General features: G+C 72.9%; 25 protein-coding genes. 15 read left to right on the top strand and 10 right to left on the bottom strand.

Annotated elements, in window-relative coordinates; translation table 11 throughout:
• Positions 1-123: 123 nt before the first annotated feature.
• The 4 genes from GKE82_RS24555 to GKE82_RS24540 all read right to left on the bottom strand — a co-directional run bounded on the left by GKE82_RS24555 (position 124) and on the right by GKE82_RS24540 (position 3822).
• Positions 124-1113, bottom strand: coding sequence for a hypothetical protein (locus tag GKE82_RS24555; protein WP_154735577.1), 990 nt, complete (start codon positions 1111-1113; stop codon positions 124-126).
• A complete protein-coding gene (locus tag GKE82_RS24550) occupies positions 1110-1754 on the bottom strand; it encodes a hypothetical protein (protein ID WP_154733871.1) in 645 nt (214 codons plus the stop codon). Before GKE82_RS24550 ends, GKE82_RS24555 begins: the two co-directional genes overlap by 4 nt.
• The gene (locus tag GKE82_RS24545; RefSeq protein ID WP_154733872.1) at positions 1751-2974 is read right to left on the bottom strand and encodes a hypothetical protein; all 1224 of its coding nucleotides are present in this window, start codon (positions 2972-2974) and stop codon (positions 1751-1753) included. The genes GKE82_RS24550 and GKE82_RS24545 overlap by 4 nt, the downstream gene beginning before the upstream one ends.
• A gap of 686 nt (positions 2975-3660) precedes the next feature.
• Complete coding sequence (locus GKE82_RS24540; protein WP_154735576.1) at positions 3661-3822, bottom strand: hypothetical protein; 162 nt, start codon at positions 3820-3822, stop codon at positions 3661-3663.
• Between GKE82_RS24540 and GKE82_RS24535 the strand changes: the two genes are divergently transcribed.
• Together GKE82_RS24535 and GKE82_RS24530 are read left to right on the top strand one after the other, a co-directional pair.
• Positions 3821-4888 carry a hypothetical protein gene (locus tag GKE82_RS24535; RefSeq protein ID WP_154735575.1) on the top strand — a complete coding sequence of 356 codons (1068 nt, stop codon included), beginning with the start codon at positions 3821-3823 and terminating at the stop codon, positions 4886-4888. The two genes, GKE82_RS24540 and GKE82_RS24535, sit on opposite strands and share 2 nt — an antisense overlap.
• Positions 4889-5018: 130 nt before the next feature.
• Complete coding sequence (locus GKE82_RS24530) at positions 5019-7169, top strand: GspE/PulE family protein (protein ID WP_154735574.1); 2151 nt, start codon at positions 5019-5021, stop codon at positions 7167-7169.
• 42 nt (positions 7170-7211) lie between these two features.
• Here GKE82_RS24530 and GKE82_RS24525 read toward each other — a convergent pair whose 3' ends face one another.
• A complete protein-coding gene (locus GKE82_RS24525; RefSeq protein WP_154735573.1) occupies positions 7212-8264 on the bottom strand; it encodes a hypothetical protein in 1053 nt (350 codons plus the stop codon).
• Positions 8261-9202: an AAA family ATPase gene (locus GKE82_RS24520; protein WP_196189450.1), complete on the bottom strand. Its 942-nt coding sequence runs from the start codon at positions 9200-9202 to the stop codon at positions 8261-8263. Before GKE82_RS24520 ends, GKE82_RS24525 begins: the two co-directional genes overlap by 4 nt.
• A 223-nt stretch (positions 9203-9425) precedes the next feature.
• Between GKE82_RS24520 and GKE82_RS24515 the strand changes: the two genes are divergently transcribed.
• Positions 9426-10082 (top strand): CAP domain-containing protein, encoded by a 657-nt coding sequence (locus GKE82_RS24515; protein WP_154735571.1) that lies wholly within the window; start codon positions 9426-9428, stop codon positions 10080-10082.
• 59 nt (positions 10083-10141) lie between these two features.
• On the opposite strand, the gene GKE82_RS24510 is transcribed toward GKE82_RS24515, so the two are convergent.
• The gene (locus GKE82_RS24510) at positions 10142-10612 is read right to left on the bottom strand and encodes a hypothetical protein (protein ID WP_154735570.1); all 471 of its coding nucleotides are present in this window, start codon (positions 10610-10612) and stop codon (positions 10142-10144) included.
• Positions 10613-10930: 318 nt separating this feature from the next.
• Between GKE82_RS24510 and GKE82_RS24505 the strand changes: the two genes are divergently transcribed.
• Positions 10931-11542, top strand: a complete 612-nt coding sequence (locus GKE82_RS24505; RefSeq protein ID WP_154735569.1) for a hypothetical protein — start codon at positions 10931-10933, stop codon at positions 11540-11542.
• Positions 11543-11722: 180 nt separating this feature from the next.
• Here the strand turns inward: GKE82_RS24505 and GKE82_RS24500 are convergent, their stop codons facing one another.
• On the bottom strand, positions 11723-12943 hold the full coding sequence (locus GKE82_RS24500; protein ID WP_154735568.1) for a glycosyltransferase 87 family protein: 1221 nt from the start codon (positions 12941-12943) through the stop codon (positions 11723-11725).
• Between the two features lie 172 nt (positions 12944-13115).
• Here GKE82_RS24500 and GKE82_RS24495 point away from each other — a divergent pair, with 172 nt between their 5' ends.
• From GKE82_RS24495 to GKE82_RS24480, 4 genes are read left to right on the top strand one after another with little or no spacing between them, the layout of a single operon-like run.
• A complete protein-coding gene (locus GKE82_RS24495) occupies positions 13116-14705 on the top strand; it encodes a hypothetical protein (protein WP_154735567.1) in 1590 nt (529 codons plus the stop codon).
• Positions 14702-16372, top strand: a complete 1671-nt coding sequence (locus GKE82_RS24490; RefSeq protein ID WP_154735566.1) for a DEAD/DEAH box helicase — start codon at positions 14702-14704, stop codon at positions 16370-16372. The genes GKE82_RS24495 and GKE82_RS24490 overlap by 4 nt, the downstream gene beginning before the upstream one ends.
• A gap of 49 nt (positions 16373-16421) precedes the next feature.
• On the top strand, positions 16422-16676 hold the full coding sequence (locus GKE82_RS24485) for a hypothetical protein (RefSeq protein ID WP_154735565.1): 255 nt from the start codon (positions 16422-16424) through the stop codon (positions 16674-16676).
• Complete coding sequence (locus GKE82_RS24480; protein ID WP_154735564.1) at positions 16673-17389, top strand: hypothetical protein; 717 nt, start codon at positions 16673-16675, stop codon at positions 17387-17389. The genes GKE82_RS24485 and GKE82_RS24480 overlap by 4 nt, the downstream gene beginning before the upstream one ends.
• A gap of 46 nt (positions 17390-17435) precedes the next feature.
• On the opposite strand, the gene GKE82_RS24475 is transcribed toward GKE82_RS24480, so the two are convergent.
• Entirely contained in the window at positions 17436-18227 is a 792-nt protein-coding gene (locus GKE82_RS24475) for a ScpA family protein (RefSeq protein ID WP_154735563.1), read from the bottom strand.
• A gap of 110 nt (positions 18228-18337) precedes the next feature.
• Between GKE82_RS24475 and GKE82_RS24470 the strand changes: the two genes are divergently transcribed.
• From GKE82_RS24470 to GKE82_RS24450, 5 genes are all read left to right on the top strand, one after another.
• The gene (locus GKE82_RS24470; RefSeq protein WP_154735562.1) at positions 18338-18625 is read left to right on the top strand and encodes a hypothetical protein; all 288 of its coding nucleotides are present in this window, start codon (positions 18338-18340) and stop codon (positions 18623-18625) included.
• Positions 18626-18834: 209 nt separating this feature from the next.
• A complete protein-coding gene (locus tag GKE82_RS24465) occupies positions 18835-19008 on the top strand; it encodes a hypothetical protein (protein ID WP_154735561.1) in 174 nt (57 codons plus the stop codon).
• 121 nt (positions 19009-19129) lie between these two features.
• A complete protein-coding gene (locus GKE82_RS24460) occupies positions 19130-19390 on the top strand; it encodes a hypothetical protein (protein ID WP_154735560.1) in 261 nt (86 codons plus the stop codon).
• Positions 19387-19698 (top strand): hypothetical protein, encoded by a 312-nt coding sequence (locus GKE82_RS24455; protein WP_154735559.1) that lies wholly within the window; start codon positions 19387-19389, stop codon positions 19696-19698. Before GKE82_RS24460 ends, GKE82_RS24455 begins: the two co-directional genes overlap by 4 nt.
• A gap of 19 nt (positions 19699-19717) precedes the next feature.
• Complete coding sequence (locus tag GKE82_RS24450) at positions 19718-20335, top strand: hypothetical protein (RefSeq protein WP_196189449.1); 618 nt, start codon at positions 19718-19720, stop codon at positions 20333-20335.
• 53 nt (positions 20336-20388) lie between these two features.
• On the opposite strand, the gene GKE82_RS31060 is transcribed toward GKE82_RS24450, so the two are convergent.
• Entirely contained in the window at positions 20389-20820 is a 432-nt protein-coding gene (locus GKE82_RS31060; RefSeq protein WP_154735557.1) for an HTH domain-containing protein, read from the bottom strand.
• A 577-nt stretch (positions 20821-21397) separates the two neighbouring features.
• Here GKE82_RS31060 and GKE82_RS24440 point away from each other — a divergent pair.
• A complete protein-coding gene (locus GKE82_RS24440) occupies positions 21398-21637 on the top strand; it encodes a hypothetical protein (protein WP_154735556.1) in 240 nt (79 codons plus the stop codon).
• Positions 21638-22016: 379 nt separating this feature from the next.
• Positions 22017-22613, top strand: a complete 597-nt coding sequence (locus GKE82_RS24435; protein WP_154735555.1) for a hypothetical protein — start codon at positions 22017-22019, stop codon at positions 22611-22613.
• Position 22614 lies beyond the last annotated feature (1 nt).

Below are 22614 nucleotides of genomic sequence, written 5' to 3'. Positions count from 1 at the left end.
CAATGAGGATCCGGTACGACACGGTCGTCAGATGCGCGGACGGGTAGACGAGGCGTCACGCCAGAGATGTCCTCCGGCCCGGTGACCTGGTGTGAGGCCGTGACGGCGCACGCTCGGGAAGCGCTACTCGCGCGCTGGAATGAAGACGGAGAGTGGGTCGGGGAGCCATGGTGCGCTCGCCCAGATACGGATGCGGTCGGCCTCAAGATTGGCAGTGCCGTGCCAGGCGCTGTCGGCGAGTTGTTGCCTGGTGTCGCGGAGCTTTCGCAACTCCGGGGTCGTGGGAAGAGGGGAGCGTTGGTCGTTTTGGACGCGTCCGCCTGGCCACTCGCGCGCGATGCGTTCTTGGACGTAGGCGTCGTTCAGTTCGAGTCCGAGTTCGTCGAGAAGTCGGAGACGTTCGCTGCCGTGTTGGGAGATCCAGCGTGTGCGCTCCGCGGTGCGCACGTCTTCTGCGGCGGCGACGTCACGCACTTCGTCGCTGAGTTGTTGGGCGAGTTCTGGGGACAGGAGGGTGGTGATGTTGATCTCGTCGGCGGTTGGTTCGATGTCGCTGGCGACTACCTGCCGGTAGGCCAGCTCGCTGAGCGTACGGCTGCGCTGGAGCGCGGCGTAGACGCGTAGGGCGCGTCGGCCCTGCTCAGCGGTGAGGGCGTGGCGGGCGGACCATGCGGGGCGGCTTTGGAGGCGGTCGACCTGGACCAAGCCGTCGAGGGCGCGCGCGAGATCGTCGTAGACGGCTCGTTCCTGCGCAAAGGATGCGAGCGCGTCCTCCAGGAGCGCCAGTGCAGCGGCTTCGAGTGAGCCGGTCAGGCCCGAGACGACGAAGCTCCCGGTGTTGTCGTCGGCAAGCTGCACTCCAAGGGCTGGTTGGAGGACGTTGCCGTCGCGGTCGATGAGCGCCCGACTCGAGAGTTCCAGTGCGCTGCTGAGTTGCTCCAGCGCGTTCAGGATCTGGGCTCGGTCGGCCGGTTGAATCACGGCGAGGTCGATCACGGTCCGCGCGACCTCGGGGGCGCGCATGCCGTGCTCGAGGAGCAGGTGCCGCTGGTAGCCGTCGCTGGGGGTGACCTCCAGGACGACGATCTGGGGTGTGGCGCCCGGGGGAGTCATGCGGTCTCGTCCCAGGGCTGCGTGCGCTTGGCCTGCTGGACGGCGCGCGGGTAGGTGCCGAAGTTCCGTTCGATCGTCCCGATGCTGGGGACGCGGGTACGGCCTCGCCCGAGGTTGCGGGCTAGCTCGCGGCTCAGTCGCCGCCATTCTTCGTACTCGATGCGGCTGGGCCAGTGATGCAGGTCGCGGCGTGCGGCGCGGAGGGCGTCGACGAGTTCCTCGCGCGTGTACGCCTTGGACTCGTAGTCTGGGTTTCGGTGACCTGTGCTGTTGCGCCGCGGGTCGGGGTAGGCGAGCTGAAACGCCGTTCGGACCGCGCGGATCCAGCCTCCGAAGTTCTCAGACAGGCTGCTCTGCGCGGGCCACACCTCGCCCTGGTTGAGGCGCTCCTGGCGCAGGCGCTTGTAGTCGTCGGCGTTGGGGACCTCGCCGTGCATCGCGAGAACGAGCTCACAGAGCAGGCCCAGTCGGGCCTCGCGCCATTCCTGGCGGCGCGGGGCAGCGATGCTGTACTCGAGCATGCGCAGCAGGTCGTGCTGGGTGCGGGTCGGCAGGTGCGGCGCGATCGCGGCGATCGCTTCCGCGGTCTCGCATGGCTCGGTGCGCTCCGTGGGCAGGTCATTGTCGTTCTGAAGGTTCACGACGGGCCTCCTTCTGTCAGGCGGGCGCCAGGGATGTGATCGAGGATTCCGTCTATCCCGCGGTTGTGGTTGCCGGACTCCGTCGCGACCGCGACCGCGTTGCGCCAGGTGCCCAGATGCATGCGGATGATCTGCACGCTCACAGGCTTGGGGTCGGTGGGATGCTGGTAGCGGGCTTGAGCCCATGTGGTGTAGGTCCGCTGGGTCAGCCGGCTGGCCGAACCGACTTCGACCAAGGCGGTCCACAGTGACCAGGCGACGTGCTCCGGCGTGGCCCTGACACCTTGCCCGCCGATGAACCAGTCGCTCTGGTAGTCACTGATCAGCCCGGCGGCGAGCAACGCCTTGCCCCAGGTCCCGAACCGAAGGCATACCGTGTTCGATGTCGGGAGCACTACCAGGCGCCCGTCCGCCGCCCCGGCCTCGATCTTCGCGCGGCGCCACTTGTCGAACTGGTGGCCGGAGAAGCGACGCACGCCGATGGCCTCCGAGGCCTCCTTCAGCCACGCGATCAACTGCTCCTGCGGATACTCACGCCGCGTTACGCTCGCACCGCGCCAGCCGACCATCACGTCCAGGCCAGCGAGCTGCTGTGAACGCCGCCAACTTCCGAACCGGCGATGGAACGGCTGCGCGCTGATGATCAGCGTCGGCCTCGTCTGACCCGCCGCAAGCCGGCCGACCGCCCATTGCCGATACTGCGCGAAGGTCAACCGGTCAAGTCCGAGCTGGAACGCGCACTCACGCAACGAGCGCAGCATCTCCTCATCGGTTGGCGGCGGGAGCATCGTGCGCATTCGCCGCGCGGAGTGGTCGAGCGTCGGTTGCAGTCCCATCCCGGCGAGCGCCCTGATCCACGAGCCTCCGAAGGACCTCGCGATCCACTGTTGCGCCGGAAGGCTCTGCTTCTCTTCGTGCGCACCTCGCCACGCCGAGTACCTCTTCGCGCTAGCGGGTCCCCCGGTCTCATCCAAGAACCGCTGGACGGCCATGCGAGCAGCGTGCTGCCGCTCAGGCTCCGGGGTCGAGGGCCCCTCCACGGCCGCCGCTCGCAACTGGCGCAGCACAAGCAGGCGGTCCGTCGCCTCCAACGGACGCAGGAGCCCGAAGATGTGCAGAGCAAGAGGATCCGTCGTGTGCCGTGCCGGCGAACGTCCCTCCCCCTCCAGCCAATAGCCAGCCTCGGGCTCGAGCTCATCAGTCGGGGTCTCGTCGGTCACGGCCCGCAAACTAGGGCCCCGTCACGACGCCGGCAACCGCACCATCCGGGGGAGTTTCGGGACACACCAGCCCGATAGAACCTCGCCGATTCGCAGATTCCACGAACGCACGTTCCGGGGGGTGTTGGGCGGGACCCTCCGATAATCCGGGGGACCGTTGCGCCGAGCAGAACTGCGCTAGCAAGCAACGCCAGTACTCATCGGGACGGCACGAGTTTCGGGAGTTACCCGCGCCGCGCGCCGCCGCCGCCGCGCGGCGCGATGATGACGAGAGTCGTTCAGGTCCCAGCCGATGTTCCGGCCCTCGCCGGCGTCGACCGACCAGCGGGTGAGCTCGGAGTCGTTCCGGGTCGCATCCAGGAAGGTCGGGGTTACGGAAGTCGCGACTGCGACAGGCACCGCCGCTAGAGTTAGCACATCGTGATCGCGCGACTTCTCACTGCGTTGTGCTGCTGTTCCCTTGGGCTCGTGAGCGTGGCTGATGCTTCGTCGCTCGATGTGCGCGTGTCGTTCCCCAACGGCCAGCCGTACGCGGGTGGTCTCCTGCTTGCCGACTTCGCAGGCAAGACAGATGCGGGTCGGCTGGGTTCAGATGGGCGCTCCCTTGTCCCTGTGCCGACCTCGACGGAAGCGACCGTCCGGGTGTCGCTAGGGCGCGTGCGCGGGATCCCGCCGAGTAACGAGAGCTACGAGTACGACACGTCGGACTGTTCGACGCAGTCGCCGGCGACGGTGGTGTCGCCGACGGTGGTGTCGCCGTCGGATCCGTTCGGGGTGTCGGCGCCGATCGAGTTGGTGGTGGCGACGGCGGTGCGGGAGACGACGCATGGTCTGGAGGTCACGGACATGGAGCGGGAGTTCGTGTCGATCGTGAACCAGGGTCGCGCGTCGCAGCGGGGGTACGGGCCGCTGGTGCTGGACGAGCGGCTGTCGCTGGTCCAGGACGCGCACGCGACGTTCTTGGACATCGTGCGCCCGCCGGTCGGGGGCGGGCACAACGGCTGGGAGTGCGATCAGGGCGAGGCGCGCCGGGCGGAGCTCGGAATCCGGCCGCAGGGGCCGACGGTCTTGGGTGGCGGGGAGATCGTGACGAGGGATCTCTCGACGCGAGCGCCGGTGTTCACCGCCCGGGAGGCCTACGAGAACTTCCTGACGAGTCCGGCGCATCGCTCGGTGATGTTCTGCTCGGACTGCGACCGGATCGGCGTGGCGTTCGTGAACAACGTCTGGGTCGCGTTCGTGACGCACGCGGCGGCGTACACGGTGACGCCGGAGGTGCCGCCGTTCCCCGGGCGCAGCACGCCGACGCAGTGGAACCCGGGCGGGCCGCCGAGCGCGCCCGCGCCCGCCCCGACCCCGGTCACCCCGACCCCGACGCCGTCGCCGACCGTGGTGCCGGCGGGGTCGGTGTCGATCGAGCGGTTCGGCCCGGCGCTGTACGGGCAGCTCGCGCGGATGCGGCTGCGCACCCCGGTCGCGGCGCAGCTGACGATCGAGCAGCTCGGCAAGCCCGCGGTGCGGATGTCGGTGCGCGCGGGGGAGTCGTTCCTGCGGATCACGCGACTGACCGGGCTGCTGCGCTTTCGCCTGCAGGCCGGCAGCACGACGGCGACCGGTCAGCTGCGGCCGGGCGTCCGCGTCCACGGCGTGCGGCACCGCTCCACGCGTACCCGCTCAGGCGCGCGGGCGCTGCGCATCACCGGGCGCGTCGCGCCCGCTCGCGCCGGCCTGAAGCTCACCGTCGCCGGTCGCACGGTTCGCACCACCAGGAAGGGCACGTTCACCGTCACCCTCACCGGTCGCCGCATCCCCGCGGCCGCCGGCACCGTGACCGTCACCGCGGCCGCGGCCCGGGACCTCGACGAGAGCCGGTTCACCTACCGGCCTCGCACCCGCACCCTGCGCGCCCGCTGACCCCCCGCGAGGCCCCCCGGGGCCTCTGGCGGTTCACCTGTTCGGTGCCCGGGTTCACCACCGAGCCCGCCGCTTCGGCGCACCCCGCTCGTACGGTCTGGGGGGTGAACGACGTGGACCGGAGCGATCGATGAGGAACCCACTGACGTTCGGCGGGCGCCTGCGCGGCGACGAGGACCCCGAGCTCGAGGACGCTCCACCTGCTGTCCCGTCCCTGAGCGGCCCGTCCGTCCCGGGGCCGGACGAGAGCATCTTCGCCGACCTGCTGCACAGCAGAGCAGCCACGCAGCCCACCGGCGGCGAGGTGCAGATCCCGGATACGCGCACCGAGGAGCTCCGCGACCGCAAGCGCAGCGGGTCGATCTTCAGCCTCCCCGGCCGGGAGAACGACAGCCTCCCGATCCCGGCCAACGAGTCCCTCGTCGACCGCGCGCAACGCCTGAGCCGCAGCCTGGACTCGCTGGGCCTGCCGATCTCGGTGCGCACCTACGTCGGGGCGCTGCTGGCCCACAACGTGATCCGCCAGCAGGACCTCGAGAAGATGCTGGTGGCCACCGGGGGCGACCTGCTGCAGATCTACGACCACCTCCGCGATCCGCTCAAGATCCCCGAGAGCGTCCTGATCCGCTGCCGCGCCACGAGCATGCGGATGGAATGGGTCGACGTCAACATCAGCAGCTGGTCGCCCAAGCTCGTCCAGTACCTCGATCCCAGCCTTGCGCTCGCGCAGCGCGCGGTCCCGGTCTCAACGCACCAGTCCAGCGCCGAGACCCTCGTGGTCACCTACGCCGTGGCGGTCCCGCTGGAGCCCAGTCCCCGCGTGCGCAGCGCCCGATCGGCGCTGGACGACTTCGCCCGGATCAACGACTGGGAGGCCGTCGTCCTGGCCGCCGACCCCAGCCGGGTCGACAGCATCCTCAACGCGCACTTCAACGGCGTCGTCGACGTCGCCGCGCTGAAGGCCGAGGAGCTGCTGTACGACCAGGGCACCCCGGTCCGCGACATCAGCCAGCTGGACCTCGCCAACCCCGTCTTCCGCGTCGTCCACTCGATCCTCACCAACGCCGTGCGCAACGCGGTCTCCGACGTGCATCTGCAGCCCGAGCACGAGGACGACACGCTGCAGGTGCGCTACCGCCTCGACGGCAGGATGTACACGTCGATGACCGTCCCCGCCGAGCTGCGCGACCGCGTCGTGGCCGTGATGATCGGCATGTTCGGGATGGACGCCTCCGAACGCCGCGGCCACCAGGACGGGGGCAGCACGGTCCTCGTCGACGGGCTCCCCGTCGAGGTCCGCGCGAACGCGATGACGGTCGGCGACAGCCACGACGGGCGGCGGAAGGTCACGCTCCGACTCCTCGCCGCCGGCGTGCAGCACGAGACCATCGCGGACCTCGGCTTCGCTCCCGACAGCCTGCGCGCGCTGCAGTGGCTGTTCGCCCGCCCTTCCGGGGCGTTCGTCGTCAGCGGCGCCACCGGATCGGGCAAGAGCAGCACGCTGCACTCGGGCCTGCGCTCGATGGACCGCCGCTCGATGAACGTCGTGTCGATCGAGGACCCGATCGAACGGCGGATCCCCGGGGTCACCCACTTCGCGGTCAACGAGCGCGCCGTCAACGAGCGCGCACGCGTGACGTTCGCCAGCACTCTGCGCAGCGTCCTGCGCGCGGACCCGGACGTCATCCTCGTCGGCGAGATCCGCGACCCGGACACCGCCAAGACCGCCTGCGACGCCGCGAGCACCGGCCACCTCGTGCTCACCACGGTGCACGCCAACGACGCTGCCAGCGTCCCCGCCCGCCTCGCCGCCCTCGGCGTGCCCGCCGACGTCGTCGCCAGCACCCTGCGAGGCGCGATGAGCCAGGCGCTCGTGCGTCGCCTGTGCACGCACTGCCGCGTCACCGCCGAGCACTCCCACCGGAGCCTCCGGGATGCGGGCCTGACCGACGACAACCAGGCCCGCCTGCTGGGGCAGCTCAAGGAGTTCTACGGGCTGGACGAGCCGACCGTCTTCGAGGCCAGCTCGACTGGCTGCGGCGAGTGCACCGCCGGCTACTCCGGCCGCATGGCGGTCGCCGAGGTCGTCGTCTTCACGAGAGCGCAGCGAGAGATCATCAGCAACGAAGCCGGCGCCGAGCACCGGCTGCGCCGCGACATCCGGGGGCGCGGCGTGCGGACGATGCGCGAGGACGGCCTGCTGCGGGTGCTGGCCGGCCTAACCAGCGTCAGCGAGCTCGAGCGGGTGTTCGGCTTCGACGCCGACTTCGACGACGACTAGGACCCCGTCGGCCACGCGAACCGGCGGCGGGGAGCGCGGGGGCTAGCCGAGGTACTTCACGGCGGAGGCGGTGACGTCGTGCTCGTCGATGTGGTCGCGCCCGTCCTGCCAGGCGAGGTTGAGCGCCTCGTGGGTGATTCCCAGGACGGTGCGCAGATTCCGTCGAGCCGGTCCCCGGTTGAGCTCGGTGAGACGATCGATGGCCTGGGAGGTGAAGACGTCGTGCGCGTCGCCGCCGGTGGTGGCGTGCACGCGGCGCTGCAGGATCCGGCGCAGCTGGCCGCTGAGGATCTCGGGGACGTCGACGATCCGCAGCCCGGTCCACTGGGTCTGCGCCTCACGGAAGGCCGGCATCGTCGGGTAGCTGTCGTGGACCGCGACGACCAGCCCGCACCGCTGCCGGGCGATCTCGCCCAGGACGGGACCGAAGAAGGAGCCGACCAGCGCCTCGTGGTCTCCCGGCCGCCCGACGCGCGTGAAGGCGTCGGAGTCGTCGATGACCAGGCATGGGGTCAGCTCGTGGCTGGCGAACACGCGGTGCAGCAGCTCGTCGGCCAGGTCGCGCAGGTCCTGCAGCGGGCGCGGAAGCTCTCCGGACGGCATGGTCAGCGTGACGTCGCGCGAGAGCTCGGCGTTGGCCAGCCAGAACTTCGCCGAGAGCTTGCCGCCGAGCCGCCGAGCCCGGGCGGGGAGAAGCCGCTTCTCGGTCGCAGCGCGCAGGATCTCCTCCCGGTCCGCGTCGCTGATCTGCTGAGCGTTGGTGGCGTGGCGAGCGATCGCCTGGATCACGTGGGCCAAGAACGCGTGCGGGTCCTGCAGCAGGGTCTCGCGGTCGCGGGCAACGGAGATCCAGATCGGCGCCACGTCGCTGTCGACGTGGTCCAGGCAGTAGCGCAGCACGCTGGTCTTCCCGGCGCCGATCGGGGCGCACAGCCCGATGCGCTCGGCGCGCCGCGCGGCGGCCTGCACGACGGCCTCCACGCCGCCGCGGCCGCGGTCGTCGTAGGGGACGTGCAGCGCGGCCAGGTCGAGCTCCAAGGGCGAGCCGTCGAGCCCGAAGACGTCGAGCAGGCGCGTGAGGTCCTCGTGGGTCATGCGGGCTCCTGGGGGTCGGCGATGGCGTGCAGGACGCGGGAGCGGCCGGTCTGCGGGTCGGGGGTGCGGGTGGCGGTGAGGTCGCCGCTGTCGCGCAACGCGGCGAGGATCTGGGCCAGGCGCCCGCGCCGCACGCCCAGGGCGTTCTGCAGGTCGGGGTCCGACGCGGAGACGGGGCCGTGGGCGGTGATCCAGTCCAGCACGACGCGGTGCTGGTCGTCTGCGGCGACCGGGTCGGTCGGGGTGGGGGGGAGGGGGAGTCCGAAGGCCCCGGCGAGCAGGAGCCGCGGGGTGCGCGGCGCCGGCCCGCGGGTGGGCGTCGGCGCGGGCCGGTCGCGTCGCGCGAGGATCTGGGTGGCCTGGTCGTCGGTGAGGTCGGGGATCGTGGCCCGGGCGTCCCAGAAGGCGTCGGCGGGCGGGGCGAGCAGGTGCGTGGTCTGGCCGGGGGTGCAGGTCAGGATCCAGGTCAGCGGCAGGTTCCAGACGTCGTTGCGCTGGCTGCCGAAGAGCGAGTGCCCGACCTGGGTGCGGATGCCGTCGACCGCCAGGACGCGCTGCGCAGTTTCGGCGGCGAGCGTGTCGGCGATCTCGTCGAGCAGGCGGGCGGTGACGGCGGGGCCGACGAGCTGCTCGGAGAGCTCGCTGAGGTCGTGCAGCTCGCGGCTGTCCAGGGGCCCGCGCAGCGCCTGCAGGGCGACGAGCAGCAGCGCCGCGGGGGTGCGGCAGGCCTCGGCGGTGATCTGGGTCCAGCGGCGGTCCTGGTCCTGGTGGGCGAGGTGGGCCAGCAGGGTGGTGCGGCCGCTGCCGGGCGCGCCGGTGATGAGCAGGTTGCGGCCCAGGCGCAGGTGTTCGGCGAGGTCCTGCTCGATGCCGCGCGGCACGTAGAGCGCCTGGTCGGCGCGGGTCGGGCGAAGCGGACGAACCGTCGTGCTACTCACAATGACAACACTAGCAGCTAGTGGTGCTAGCAAATAGCACCAACCGGGTGTTGGTCCCCGGGAACGCGCACGACCCCGTGCTCGCCGACCACGCTGCCCCGGCGCGGGAGAAGCGAGCCGGAGCGGGCGCGTAGCAGTCGGGTGTGGACTCCCCGCACGGTCGCGACCCGGAGCGCCCGACCGCTCCGGCGGTGCACGGGCGCTCTGCAGGGTGCGGGCCACGATGCTCCCCACGACCCCCGCCCCTTCCCGCTGGCCCCGGCTCATCGGCGTCCTGCTGACCGTCGCGGCGACCGTCCTGCTGGCCGTCGCCCTGGCCGCCGACACGCGCGCCTCCCGCGTCCCCGACGTCCTGGGCATCGCGCTCCAGGCCGCACCCGCCGCCGACCACGACATCGTCAGGGAGGCCGCGAAGTGCCCGTTCATCGCCGCCCGGACCGGCCCCAAGTCGCGCATCGCGATGCGCTGCGCGATCGCCGCGTTCCGCCGCGCCGAAGGCCTTGCGCCCCTGCGCCTGAACCTCGAGCTCAACCGCTCGGCCCGCCGCAAGACGCGCGACCTGCTGCGCTGCGGCTTCTCCCACCGCGCCTGCGGGCACGGCCTGACGATCTACCCCCGCCGCGAGGGCTACATGCCCCAGCGTGGCAGCTGGCTGGTGGCCGAGAACCTCGCCTGGGGCACCCGCGACCGCGGCTCGGCGCTGTCGGTCTTCGCGATGTGGCTCGCCAGCCCACCGCACCGCGAGCTGCTCACCGACAGCACCGTGCGCGACGTCGGCCTGGGCGCCGTCAGCGCCCGAACCCAACCCGAGCGCTTCGCCGCCACCGCCACCGTCTGGACCCTCCACGCCGGCTGCCGCCAGGGCTGCCCCGCCCCCTGACCGCGCCGGCGGGCCAGGATGCCCACGGGCACCGCGCCCGCGGGCGAGACCCCGGGGGGTCAGTTCCCGCCAGGGGTGAACCGGTGGTGAACCGCGGGGGGAGCCACCGTCACGCCCCGGGGGTCGCGGCCCTCGAGCACGTTGGCCGCGACCTGGTCGCCGCAGAACCGCCGCACGTCCTCGATGAGCCGGCGCCGCAGCACCGCGAGCACGTCGGCCTCCTCCGTGAACGCGCCGACCATCGGCAGCCGCTCGTCCGCCACGAACGCCAGCGGCCGGAACGCGATCAGCTCGCACGCCGGCGTGTGCGCGACGCTCACCCGCGTCCACGGATGGAACAGCAGCTCGATCGTGTCCGCGTCCTCCAGCCCCGGCGGCAGATAGCCGATCGCCCGCCGACGCGCCGTGTCGATCTCCACGATCACGTTGCAGTGCTCGTCGGCGCGCGCGAGGTCCCGCAGCATCGGCAGCAGCCGCTGCGGGCCCCCCACGTAGCGTCGCCCGGCCTCGTACTGCGTCGGCCCGGCCAACAGGCGTGTGGGACCGCGATCTGACTCAGGCTGCCCGGGCATCCGGCGCACCGTACGCACCCGCCGCGCACACCCGCAACGCTCGACCCGGACGTTCACCTCTTCGCACCGATTTCACACCCCGCAAGGCCCTACGTACGGTCTTCGAGGTGACCGCCCTCTCCAACGCCGACGCCTACGAGCCCGCCGACCTGGGGGCCTTCCGCTGGCGCCGCGCGCACCTCGGTGAGGTGACCGGTGAACCGACCGGCGCCGTCGGGCCGAGCGCCATGCTGACGCTGCTCTACCCCGCCCACTACACGGGCCAGGGGGAGCCGCATGTGGCTGCTGCAGGCCGACGATCCAACCGCCGCGCAGGGCCTCCTCAGCACCCGCGAGGTCTACGAGCGCATCCCCGAAAGCGCCCACCGTCTCATCACCGACGCCATCCTCGACACCCTGGACCTCACCTGGCAGGAAGCGATGGACGACGCCGCGCCGCTGCTGGCCGGCGAGGGCAGCGCCGCCGCCCGGATGGCCGTCCTGGCCCAGACCGCCGAGGCATGCAGCGGCATGCGCGCCGAGCTCGACGACCTGCGCCACGCCGGCGTGGTCAAGGACTCCCGCTTCAAGGGCGACGAGTTCGTCAGCGACCAGTACGACGGCCCCGCCCGCGCCGCCAGCGCCGTCGTGCAGATCACCTGCCGCCCCTGCGCCGGCGCTGGCCCGGCCGCGGTCCGCCGCGCCCTGCAGCCGCTACGCAGCAAGCCCGTGACCGTCGTGGTCGCCCCGAGCACCCCGCACTCGGGCTCGATCACCGTGACCATGCACATCGCCGCCGCCCCGCTCAGCGCCGCGCAACGACTCACCGTCCAGCTGCGCGAACTGCTGGACCGCAGCGACCAGATCGCCACCGTCGGCGCCCCGACCCTCACCCACCCCTACGCCTGAACTCGGCCGCCGGGGGGGCCAAGCTCGACACCGCTCGCCGGTCGCGCCCACGGCAACCGGGCGGCACGCGACAGACCTCGCTGCCCACTACCGGCTGGGACGGAGCGTCCTTCCCCGTGCGGCGGGCGCGTGGCCCGGTGGCGCTGCCGGCCCGATCTGCGCCGCCGCCGCGGCACAGGGTCAGCGGTCCAGCCGCCTGCCGACGGTGCCGGCCGGCAGGCCGGTCCGTGCCGACGACGCGAGCCGCGGGCGACCGTGGCGAGTGCGCGAGAGCGCCACGGCCAGCACGCAGACCGTCGCGATCGCCGCGAGGTAGCGCGCGTTGAGCGCGGCGAGATCGCCTGGCGGGGTGCGGTCGACCCAGAGCGACAACACGCTGGCCGACAGGCTCAGCATCGGCCGTCCGGGCCGGACCCGCAGCTCCCAGGCCAGCAGGCACACCATCGCCGGAAGCACGTAGTAGACGGCGGGCAGCGGGTCCATCACCGCCCGCACCAGCAGCACCACCGCCAGCAGCCCCAGCGCTCCGTCGCCCATCCGGAATCGGTGCGCCGCGGCGATCAGCAGCCCGACCAGCGTCGCGGCCAGCACGACGATCAGTCGCCCGTGCTGCGCGACGAGCGCCGGGAGCATGTGCCGGCCGGTCTGCGGATCGGCGGGCAGCAACGGGAAGTAGAGGCTCAGGCCCGACGCGTACGGCACGCCGCCGGCCGAGACCTGCGCGGTCGCCGCGTGCTCCTGGGCGGCGACCGCGACCATCGGCCCGAACAGCAGCAGCAGGCCCCCGACCGCCCCGCCCAGCACCCACCAGGGACGGGCGCCCGCGCACAGGACCGCGACCAGGCCCACGATCGCCCACGGCTTGCACGCCACCGCCACACCGAACAGCACCCCGGCAAGCAGCGGCCGGTCCGCGCGCGCCAACAGCACCGACCCGACCAGCGCGCTCACGGTGAGCGCCTCCTCGGGGTGCCCGCCGTTGACCGCGTAGCGCAGCTCGACCGCCACGGTCAGGAGCGCCACCACGGCCAGCAGATCGACCCACACGCCCGCCCGGCTGAGCCCGCGGTCGAGCACCAGCCACAGCAGCAGCCCGCAGAGCGCCCACACGCACGGCACCGCCCCCCACAGCGCCAGATCCTCCAGCCGATCGGTCCCGCCGACCGCCACGAACGGGGCACGCACGATCACCGATCCCGGCCCCATCGCCGGGACCCGCTCCCAGAACGCCAGCAGATCTCCGCCCGCCAAGGCCCGCAAGGCCGGCGCGGCGTCGTTGCCGCCCCCGCCCAGATCCCCGGGCCCGGACCAGCGCTGCGCGACGAGCACCGCCAGCAGCAGCCCGCCCAGGGCCGCGACCGTCGCCCGCGCCCCCAGTTCATCGGCCAGCCGTCCACGCACCCACAGGACCGTACGAGCACCCGGACCGCAAACGGCCCACGACCCCGCCAGCAGCCCGGGACCCCAGCCGGGTGAACGGGCGCGGCCTGCACACGCCCCCGTCACGCTCCCCAGACCCCTGGCTGCGCGCGATCGCGTTCGCGTCAGCGCTCGCCGCCACCATGCACCTGCGATGACTGCACCGACGCCCCCGCTTGCTGCCCCGCCCCGCCGAACGAGCCGCGATCCACAGCGCTACGCGCTGGAGGCCGAGAACCGCCGTCGCGCCCGCGCCCTGGAGCAGGTCCTCGCCCTCCCGGACCTCGACCAGGCCCCGCCACCGCCCACCCTCCAGGACATCCCGGCCCGCAACGGCCGCATGCCGCTGCTGTCGCTCCAGGCGCTGACGCTCGCCCACCGCGTCTACTACGGCGAGTCCGGCACGCTCACCGACGCCGCCCGCGCGATCATCGCCGCGGGCCTCAGCGACACCGACTCCCTGACCCGGGTGACCGACCGGCTGCGGACCTGGTGGGTACGACAGCGCTGGCCCACCCGGCCCGCGCGGGCCTCCGTGACGCTGCGAGACATCGCCCACGACGGCGGCCTCATCCGCTCACCGCGCACCTGCCAGCAGCGCACCACCGGCAACGGGCGGGCGCCCGCCGGCAAGATCTGCGGCCAGAACGCGCTCAAGGACAGCGACTTCTGCCACCACCACGACCCACGACCCCAGTACGTCGCCCGACGCGCCGAGCACGCACGCCGCCTGGCCGCTGCGCGCACCGGGGACCTGATCGACCTCGGACCCTTCCGCGCCTGGTGCCAGCAGCGCCGCGTGGAGCTCCTCGCCCAGGCCGACAGCCCCCACCGCAACGACCGGGGCTGGGGCCGGCTGGCCGCCGAACTGGGCACCAGCACCACCGTCCTGCTGCGGGTCATGCACGGCACCCACAACCGTGACCCGGCCAAACGTGACCTCATCCGCGCCCGGACCCTGCGCGCCTACCTCACCGACACCCCCGTCTCCCTCCACGACCTCTACGGCCCCGACACCCCCACGTCGCCCGGCGCGTCTGCCCCGGCGCCCTGCCCGGGGTGCGGGGCCCCGAAGGACCGGACCGCGACTCGCTGCCTGGCCTGCCACCGCGCCCAGCAGCAGCAGTGCACCCACGTCGACCATCGCGGCCTGCGCTGCCCGACCCGCACCGCCGACCCCTCAGCACGCTGCGCCCAGCACCGCCGGCCGCTCGGACCGCGCCGCCCGCGACCCGGCCGCCCCAGCGCCCTGACCGACGAGGTCCTGCTGCACGCCCTCACGCTGATGCGCCCCGGACAGAGCTGGCGGCACACCGCAGAGATCCTCTGGACCCGCAACCCCGCCGACGTCCGCACCGCCTACCGCGACCCCAAGGCCCTGGCCCAGGCGATCACCCGCAAGGTCCGCGCCCTGACCGGCGAGGACCCCGACCGCATCGAGCAGCTGCGCGACCAGCTCACCCACACCCTCGGCCAGCCCGTCCTGCCCGAGCCCAGCCCCGACGCCCAGAACCCGATCAGCCAGTTCGTGCCCGCCGGCCCGCTCCGCGCCGCGCTGGCCGCCCGACCCGACCTCACCCACGCCCACCTGTCCCGCAGCACCGGCATCAGCGTCGACGTCCTCAGCCGCATCCACGGCAGCCAGCGACGCCGCGCCCATCGCGTACACCGCCGCACCGCCACGCGGCTGCTCGAGGCGCTGCAGATCCCCTGGTCCACCGCCTACCCCGACCTGCTGCCATGAGCGCCCTGCAGCTGCGTCACTGGCAAGCCCGCGCCGTTGCGCGCATCAGCAGCCACCCCGACCCCGACTTCCTGCTCGTCGCTGCCCCCGCCGCCGGCAAGACCCGCGCGGCGATCGCCGCCGCAGGCGTCCTGCTCGAGCGCCACCAGGCCGACCAGCTCATCCTCGTCTGCCCGACCGTGCTGGTCCGCGACCAGTGGGCACGCGCCCTCACCGAGGTCGGCTACCGCATCCAGACCACCCTCGACGCGCAGGGCTGGCCCGCCCACCAGCACGGCGTCGCCGTCACCTACGCCCAGATCGCCGCCCGCCCGCAGACCTTCGCCGACGCCTGCCGCAACCGCGCCACCGTCACGATCCTCGACGAGCTCCACCACGGCGCCGACAACCGCGTCTGGGGCGGCGCGCTGCGCCACGCGCTCACCGACGCGCGCGCCCGGCTGCTGCTCTCCGGCACGCCGTTTCGCAGCGACGGCGACCAGATCCCGTTCGTGCGCTACGCCCCCGACGGGCACTGCATCCCCGACTTCACCTACAGCTACCCGGAGGCGATCCGCGACGAGGTCTGCCGGCCCGTGCGCTTCGTCGCCCACGACGCCACGGTGACCTACCGCACCAGCGAGAACCTCGTGCGCACCGGGCAGCTCAACGACCCACACACCACCCATGCCGACCGCACCCTGCGGCTGCGCGCCGGTCTGGACCCCGCCCAGATCTTCCTGCGCCAGATGCTCGCTCGAGCCCACCAAGACCTCGTGCGCATCCGCCAGCGCATCCCCGACGCCGCCGGCCTGATCGTCTGCGACACCCAGGAGCACGCCCGCGAGGTCGACCAGCTGCTCACCACCATCACCCAGACCGTCCCCGCGCTCGCCACCAGCGACGTCCCCCGCGCACACCAGGCCATCAGCTCCTTCAACGCCGAGGCCGACAGCCAGTGGCTCGTGTCCGTGAGGATGGTCAGCGAGGGGGTCGACATTCCCCGCCTGTGCGTCACCGTCTTGGCGTCCGCCGCGAAGTCCGAGGTCCTCATGCGCCAGATCGTCGGACGGTCCCTGCGCCGCCGCCCGCAGGACCCCGACCAAGAGGCGATCGTCCACCTCGCCGCCGACCCCGACCACCTCGCCTACGCCCGGCGCCTGCACGTCGTCAAGAGCCTGCGCGCCAGCGCCCCCCAACCGCCCGCCAAGCCCGCCTCGAGCACCGGCACACCGAGCCGACCGCGCCGCCGCCCGACCGCCCTGGCGCTGCGCGCCGTCGCCTCCGACCAGCCCACCCACCTCACGCCGATCAGCCCCACCCCGCGATCGGCAAGCGCGCCCCAGCACGCCCAGTCCGCGGTGACCCCCACGATCCCCGCGCTGCCCCCGAGCCCCGAAGAGCTCCAGCGCGCCGCCGCACGACAGCAGGCCGACCGCGCCCAGCTCATGGACCTGCTGACCACCTACGTGCTCCTGCGCCGCGAAACCGATCCGCAGTTCACCATCCTCAGCGCCCGCCGCGAGCTCGCCGAGCACCTGCACACCGCCACGATCGACCAGGACCCCGAAACCATCAGCACCGCCCTGTGCTGGGTCCGCCGACGCACCGGCGAGCTCGCCGGCTACCACCCGGCCCTCGTGCGCCGCCTGGCCACCCTGCGCCGCGCCCAGCGTCTGGCCAGCTAAGCCTCGCCCCCAAGGTCAGACCCGGCCGGCGCGCAGCGACCCTGCACGCATGCCGCACACCACCGTCCAACGGGCCGCACTGGCCTGGGTTCGCGCCCGCGCCGACCGGTCCGCCTGGCAGACCACCGACCCGATCGCCGTCGCCAACGCCCACGGCATCACCGACGGCCCCGACCTCACCGCCGCCCTGCGGCTCATGGCCATCAGCGAAGCGCTCGCGATCACCACCGGCCACCTCCCCTCGGCCAGCGCACACCACGGCCCGCGCGCCCGCCTGCCCGACACCTACACTCGGCGGCAATGACCGACGAGGACGATCCGCTCAGCCTCATCCGCACCCAGCTGCGCGCGATCGCCAACGCCGCCGAGACCCCGGAGGCGATGGTCGCCATCGAGACCCACATCCGCTTCCTCGACGCCTTCCGCGCCGGCCCGATCCTGCACCCCGCCGACCTGCTGCTGGCCGCCTACGGCTCCATCACCGACCTCGACCGCGCCCTCGCCGAACTGCGCCCCGTCTGGGAGGCCCTGCCCTCCAGCGAACCGACCCCGCTGACCCTCGACGTCGGTCGCCTCCAACGACGCCTGCTGCCCCACCCGACCCTGCACGACGGCCTCCTCGCCGACCGGCCCCTACGCCGGGTCTTCACCATGATCCTGGACAGCTGCGAGGACCTCGAGCGCGCGGTCCTGCGCACCCTCCAGGAGCCCGTGCCCGAGGCCCACCGCGAGACCCTCGACGCGCTCCCCGACGCCCTCACCCAGGCCGCTGACGCACTCCACCACGCCCGCGCCGAGCTCCCCGACACCGGCGACCAGGTCGGGGTCGCCCGCTTGCTGCCGCCATGCGAGCACCTCGCCGGACTGGCCTGGCACACGCTGCTGCTCGCCGCCTACACCCCGCCACAACCCGCCCCAGGCCAGGCCACGCCGTACACCGAACTGCTCCGCGCCGCCCGTCGCGTCGCAACGCTCCTCGCGGAGCTCGTCGGGCCGCCGCTCAGCGCGCCCCGCTGAGCGCCACGGCGCGCCCCCGGGACCCGCAGGCCGGGTCGTTCGCGGGTCAGCTGGCGGTCGGGGCCGGCAACGCCTGCGGCTGCGGCGCCAGGGGAGAGGGGGCGGTGATCGTGATCTCGCCCAGCGGCTCAGGCTGCTCCCAGTCGACCTCGCCGCTCTTGTAGAGCTCGAGCATCGCCCACACCGTGACCGCAACCGTCGCGCGATCGTCCTGGCCCGTCACGACGTCGTCCAACGTGCACCGCCCACCGTGGGCCTGCAACGCGTCGGTCACCACCGCCGCGCGCTCCTTGACGCTGATGCGCGGCGCCAGCAGATGCCGCACGTCGATGCGCTCCGGCACCGTCAGCAGCCGTCCGATCGCCCGCCCGAGCCGCTCCGGGCGAAACTGCGCCCGAGCCCGCTGCGGATCCAGCGTGACGCCCTCGCCGCGCCGCACCCAGTCCGGCGGCGGCGCCTGCCGGTAGCGGTGCCCGGCCTCCCGCGCCAGCAGCCCGCCGAGGTACCCGGCCGCCGCGGTGAACCGCATCGTCTCCAGCATCCCGGCCAGCAACTCCTCCAGCGAGGGATCGGGCTCCGGCGGACCGAGCTCGTCCTCGTCGAGCGGGAGCATCAGCCGCGACTTCAGCTCAAGCAGCGACGAGGAGATCGTCAGCCAGTCCGTCGTGCTGTCGAGATCCGCACGCTCCTGGCGCAGCGTCTGCACGCAGGCCTCCACGAGCTCCAGCAACTCGACGTCGCGTAGGTCGATCGCCCGGCGCATGACCAACGTGACGAACAGATCCAGCGGGCCGCTGTAGTCCGAGAGCTCCAGCCAGATGTCCGTCGGGTCACGCACGTCTGCCGCTGACCGTACTGGCCACCGCGGCGCGCACGGCCGAACCAAGGGACCCCGGAAGGTGAACGCGATATCGCCGAGCGTGCACACCCGCTACCTACCGTGCGCGCATGCTCATCGATCTCCCGACGCTCCAGGCCCGCAACGCCCTGCACCGCATCGGCCTCCTGGCGCGGATCCCCGTCCCCATCCAGTCCCCGATCACGCTCACCGACCAGCAGGCCGCCGCGTTGCGCACCGTCGCCGACCGCCTGCACACCCAGAACGGCGCCTGGGTCATCGACAGCGACGCGGCCGCCATCCAGACCGTCCGCGACGCCCTCGCCCCACGCCCCGCCCCGCTCGGCTCGATCTGGGACGGCCCCGTCACCGCCGCCCGGCCCATCCCCGCAACCTGAGCCCTGGACGGCCCCGCGCAGCCCCGGCCGCCCCGGGGCCGCCGCGCTCGACGCCGGCCCGAAACGACGAAGGCCCGAAGCTCACGCCTCGGGCCCCGCCTGCGATGGAGACCATCGCGCTGATCGCCGCACAGCGTAGGCGATCCTGCCGCCTATGCCCAGCCCCGGCCGCCCGATGGGCGGCCGGGCCCGTCGCTACCCTGCAACGCATGGAGCCCATCGACGTCCTGGACGCGGAACGGCGCACGGCCGTCGAGGCCTGGCTGCAGACGCCCGTCGCGACCTGCCCGGACTGCGACACAGCGATCCTGCCGGTCGACTCGCGGCGCCTGGTGAAGGTCGACGGCGACGAGGTCCTCAAGCACTCCCGCTGCGCCGCCTGACCGCGGTGCACCCTTGCGGCGGGACCCAGAGCGCCCGCGACCGCGATCGTCAGCAGGCCGTCCCGGCCTATCGCGCAGTGACGATTCAGGTCGTTTCGACCCGATAGCGATCGTCTCGGGCATGGACCCTGCTCCTCGTCCGCGCGCCACCGACGACGTCACACAGGCCGCGGTCGGCCTCTCGTTGACGCTTGCCCCGGACCTCAAGACCTGGATCGTCGCCGCGATCTTCCTGACCATCCGGGCCGGCGGGATCAAGCAGATCGCTCGCGGCCTGTGGGGGTCCGGGCGCACCGTGAGCGCGGGCCAGGGCACAGAGGCATCCCCGGGAGCCGCCGGCCCGACGGCCTCCGACCGGCCTGACACCATGCTGCGCCCATGACCTCCCAGGGTTCGAGCTACAGCCGCTTCCAGCGTGCCCTCACAACGCACAACCTCGCGATCATCACCGCGGCCGCCCGCGAGCTCCCGGCGATCGACCTGCACGACGCTGCGCGCATCACCGCGGTCATCGCCCGGCAGCGCCCCGAACGTCTGGACGCCGCCGGCGTGCGCTGGCTCCACCGCTACTGCACCGAACACGACCCCACCCTGGCCGACCTCGCCCGCGCGACGGCCGCCCTGCAGACCATGCGCGAGGACCACGACCGCGGCCTGCGCGAGCTGCTGCACACCACCCGAGCGTCGTAACGCGCCCCCGGGAGGCTTGGTGCCCGCCGCACGCGTCCAGGGCCATCGGCTGCACCGGGTGCTCGACCACCAGGTCGAGTTCACGTCAGGTCGCATCACGGCGGCCGGGCGCTGGCACCGGCGGTCACTGGGGCCAGGCGAGCAGCGCTGGTGGCAGACGTGGACGGTGGTCGCGGTCGCGCTGGAGCTCGACGCGCGCGGACACAGCGGCGGCGAGCTCTGCCGGAAGCTCCTGGACCCCGAGCGCGCACAGGCGGCACTCCGACCGGTCCCGGGGGACGCTCAGGCCACCGATCGTGTGCGGATCGGCGTCGGTGCAGGGCTGATCGTTCCGTGGTTGCAGGTCGACCAGCACAACGACGTCGGCCCGAACGCCCGTACGCGCCTTCGACAGGCCGCAGCGACGCTGCTCCTCGCCCTGCACCAGAACAGCGGGACGCAGTGCACCGACGCGCTGGCGGGAGAGACCGCGCGGGTGCTCGCCCGGCTTGCGGGCGCCGCGACGCCCGCAACGGACCGCGACCGTGCACTTCTGGCGACCGTGACCCTGGCCCGCCTGGCCTACCGCGGTCTCGTCGACGATCTCGCGGACCTCACCTCGAGTGTGCCGCTCGGGTACCTCCAGAGCGCGTGGTGAGGCGCGGGCGCGCCCACCCTCACGGTGGGCGGCGCCGGCGCTTCGGGCCCCGTCTACGTCGCGGACTTCTCGGCCAGCGCGTAGCCCCGGTCGGCCTTGACGATGGTGCCCGCCTTGCGCAGGGTCAGCAGCTTGCTGTTGACGGTGTTGCGGTTGACGTCCAGGGCGGCCGCAAGCTGACCGGCGGTCGAGTTCGGCTGCTTCTTGAGCTGCGAGAGGATCTCGGGCACGAGGTCACGCTTGAGCGGCTTGACCGCGGCGCGACGCTTGCGCGCCCGCGAGTCCTTCTCCAGACGCTTGGCCCGCTTGGGCGCCGCGGTGGCCACGGGCTCAGCAGCGGGAGTAGGGGACGCCGGGATGGCGGGTGCCTGCTCGGCGTGTGCGCGGAAGGACTCGATCTGCTGATCGAGCCACTCCAGGCGGGCCTGGAGGTCGGCCTTCTCGGCCTCGAGCGTCTCGATGACCTGCGTGATGCGCGTTGACACAACGTCCTCCTAATGCGGGAGAGGGGGGTGGGGGTGGAGTCCCGCTGGACGGGAAGTCTCGCACGCGCCACCCGTCAGCCCCTGTCCGGTCATCACCGGGGGCGGGGCGTTGCTCGCCCCGCCCCCCTTTGGTGCGTCGTCGCGTGGGCGCTAGTGCAGCGCTGCTGCTGAGTGCCGGTCTGGCTGCCGGCTGGTGTGTCCGCGGTGGCGGCGGCGCCGCCAGGGGCCGGGGAAGCACCCCCGGGGTGAGGACGGTGCGCGCCAGCAGGCGGCCGGCCATGACCGGGTCAGGGTCCGGCGCGATCATCACGGTGCCGGCCATGTCCAGGTGCAGCAGCGCCCGCTGCGTTCCCCGGGGTCCCCGCCGGCGCCCCGGGCCCCATCGGGCACATCGCGAACAGAGGTGTTGACGCAGCCAGCGGGCGCGCGCGATCGTGTTCGCGTGTCGTCGCGACGTCCGCCCGTATCGCCTGCCTCAGACCTCGCGCAGCACGCGCGAGCCGAAGCGCTGCTGCAACTCGGCGAGCCCCTGCCGGTCGTGCTGGCCGATGCCTGCCGAGAAGCGCACACCACGGCGATGGTTCTCCAGGCCGTCCTCGCGGTCAGCGCCGCGGTCAACCAGCTCCTGGCCGACGAGACGCTCAGCCCGACCTTGGGCTGGCCGATGACCCGCACCCTGGACCGCCTCCTGGACAACCCCGACCACCAGCTGCTCCCCGACGAGCTCGCCCCGCTCGTCTGCGCGCGCCTGCGCGCCACCGGCATCGCACTCAGCGACCTGCTCCCGCCGACCACACCGACCCCCGGCGAGGCCTGAAGCCCCCGGACCGACAACGCCTCGTCCTCGCCCCGACCTACGACCCTGGGGTGGGGGAGGCATGCCTGCCGTGGTCCGAGCCGATCGGCGCCGCTATCGGTGACTCTGCCCGGCTGCGACGCGTCGAACGGGGATGCGTCAGCTCGGTCCGGATCCTTCAAGGGCGCGTCGCGCTGTCCGGCGCTCACTGTCAGATGTGAGGGGCGGACGACGACCGTCGCTGACCGTCGTCGCTGCCCGTGGGGAGATGAATCGCTTGCACCTGTCGTGTCGTTCCCGTCGGTCTGCGTGTCGTATGGAGCGCCGGCTCAGCCCTGGGCGCCCCGCTGCCGACACCATCCGTATCCGTTGTACGTATCGCACATGCTGGGTGGGGCTGGTGGCCGCGGTGCTGGTGCTGCTCGCGCCGGGCTCGGCGGCCGCCGCGACCTGCGCGGACTATCCCAACCAGGCTGCAGCGCAGAAGGCCGCCGACACCCGAGACGGTGACGGTGACGGCCTGTACTGCGAGTCGCTGCCGTGTCCGTGCTCGAAGGCCAAGCGGCCGGCCAGGGCTCCGGGCAAGGACAAGTCCGAGCGGCCCAAGCGGCCGGGACGCTCGTGTGTGCGCGAGGACCGCGTCGTGCCGATCGGCTTCTCCGCCACCAGGTTCCCGACCATCCGCGCGCACGCCAACGCCGCGATCGCGGCCGGATGGCCCAGCACGCTGGTACTCAACCGCCGTGGCGCCGACGCGCGCCGCGACCGACTGCTGCGCGGCTTCCCGACCCGCCCCGGACTCGACCGCGACGAGTACCCGCCGGCGATCGGCCGCGGCCGCGGCCCCGCCGCCCTGCGACGCGGGACCCGGCCGGTGGGGTGGAAGGCCGACGTCGCCTACGTCCCGTCCTCGGAGAACCGCTCCCACGGCTCGACGATGGGCATCAAGCTGCGGCGCTTCTGCGACGGCCAGCGGTTCACCTACGTCTTCTTCTAGC

The organism is Conexibacter sp. W3-3-2 (genome assembly GCF_009707605.1).
Taxonomy (GTDB): domain Bacteria; phylum Actinomycetota; class Thermoleophilia; order Solirubrobacterales; family Solirubrobacteraceae; genus Paraconexibacter; species Paraconexibacter algicola.
This window is presented reverse-complemented; position numbering and strand designations above follow the sequence as displayed.

Bases quoted from the DNA above. Each gene is read 5' to 3' on its own strand.
- GKE82_RS24555 (WP_154735577.1), bottom strand. From the start codon at position 1,113: ATGACTCCCCCGGGCGCCACACCCCAGATCGTCGTCCTGGAGGTCACC.
- GKE82_RS24535 (WP_154735575.1), top strand. From the start codon at position 3,821: ATGGAGCGGGAGTTCGTGTCGATCGTGAACCAGGGTCGCGCGTCGCAG.
- GKE82_RS24540 (WP_154735576.1), bottom strand. From the start codon at position 3,822: ATGTCCGTGACCTCCAGACCATGCGTCGTCTCCCGCACCGCCGTCGCC.
- GKE82_RS24530 (WP_154735574.1), top strand. From the start codon at position 5,019: ATGAGGAACCCACTGACGTTCGGCGGGCGCCTGCGCGGCGACGAGGAC.
- GKE82_RS24525 (WP_154735573.1), bottom strand. From the start codon at position 8,264: ATGACCCACGAGGACCTCACGCGCCTGCTCGACGTCTTCGGGCTCGAC.
- GKE82_RS24515 (WP_154735571.1), top strand. From the start codon at position 9,426: ATGCTCCCCACGACCCCCGCCCCTTCCCGCTGGCCCCGGCTCATCGGC.
- GKE82_RS24505 (WP_154735569.1), top strand. From the start codon at position 10,931: ATGTGGCTGCTGCAGGCCGACGATCCAACCGCCGCGCAGGGCCTCCTC.
- GKE82_RS24495 (WP_154735567.1), top strand. From the start codon at position 13,116: ATGACTGCACCGACGCCCCCGCTTGCTGCCCCGCCCCGCCGAACGAGC.
- GKE82_RS24490 (WP_154735566.1), top strand. From the start codon at position 14,702: ATGAGCGCCCTGCAGCTGCGTCACTGGCAAGCCCGCGCCGTTGCGCGC.
- GKE82_RS24485 (WP_154735565.1), top strand. From the start codon at position 16,422: ATGCCGCACACCACCGTCCAACGGGCCGCACTGGCCTGGGTTCGCGCC.
- GKE82_RS24480 (WP_154735564.1), top strand. From the start codon at position 16,673: ATGACCGACGAGGACGATCCGCTCAGCCTCATCCGCACCCAGCTGCGC.
- GKE82_RS24470 (WP_154735562.1), top strand. From the start codon at position 18,338: ATGCTCATCGATCTCCCGACGCTCCAGGCCCGCAACGCCCTGCACCGC.
- GKE82_RS24465 (WP_154735561.1), top strand. From the start codon at position 18,835: ATGGAGCCCATCGACGTCCTGGACGCGGAACGGCGCACGGCCGTCGAG.
- GKE82_RS24460 (WP_154735560.1), top strand. From the start codon at position 19,130: ATGGACCCTGCTCCTCGTCCGCGCGCCACCGACGACGTCACACAGGCC.
- GKE82_RS24455 (WP_154735559.1), top strand. From the start codon at position 19,387: ATGACCTCCCAGGGTTCGAGCTACAGCCGCTTCCAGCGTGCCCTCACA.
- GKE82_RS24440 (WP_154735556.1), top strand. From the start codon at position 21,398: ATGGTTCTCCAGGCCGTCCTCGCGGTCAGCGCCGCGGTCAACCAGCTC.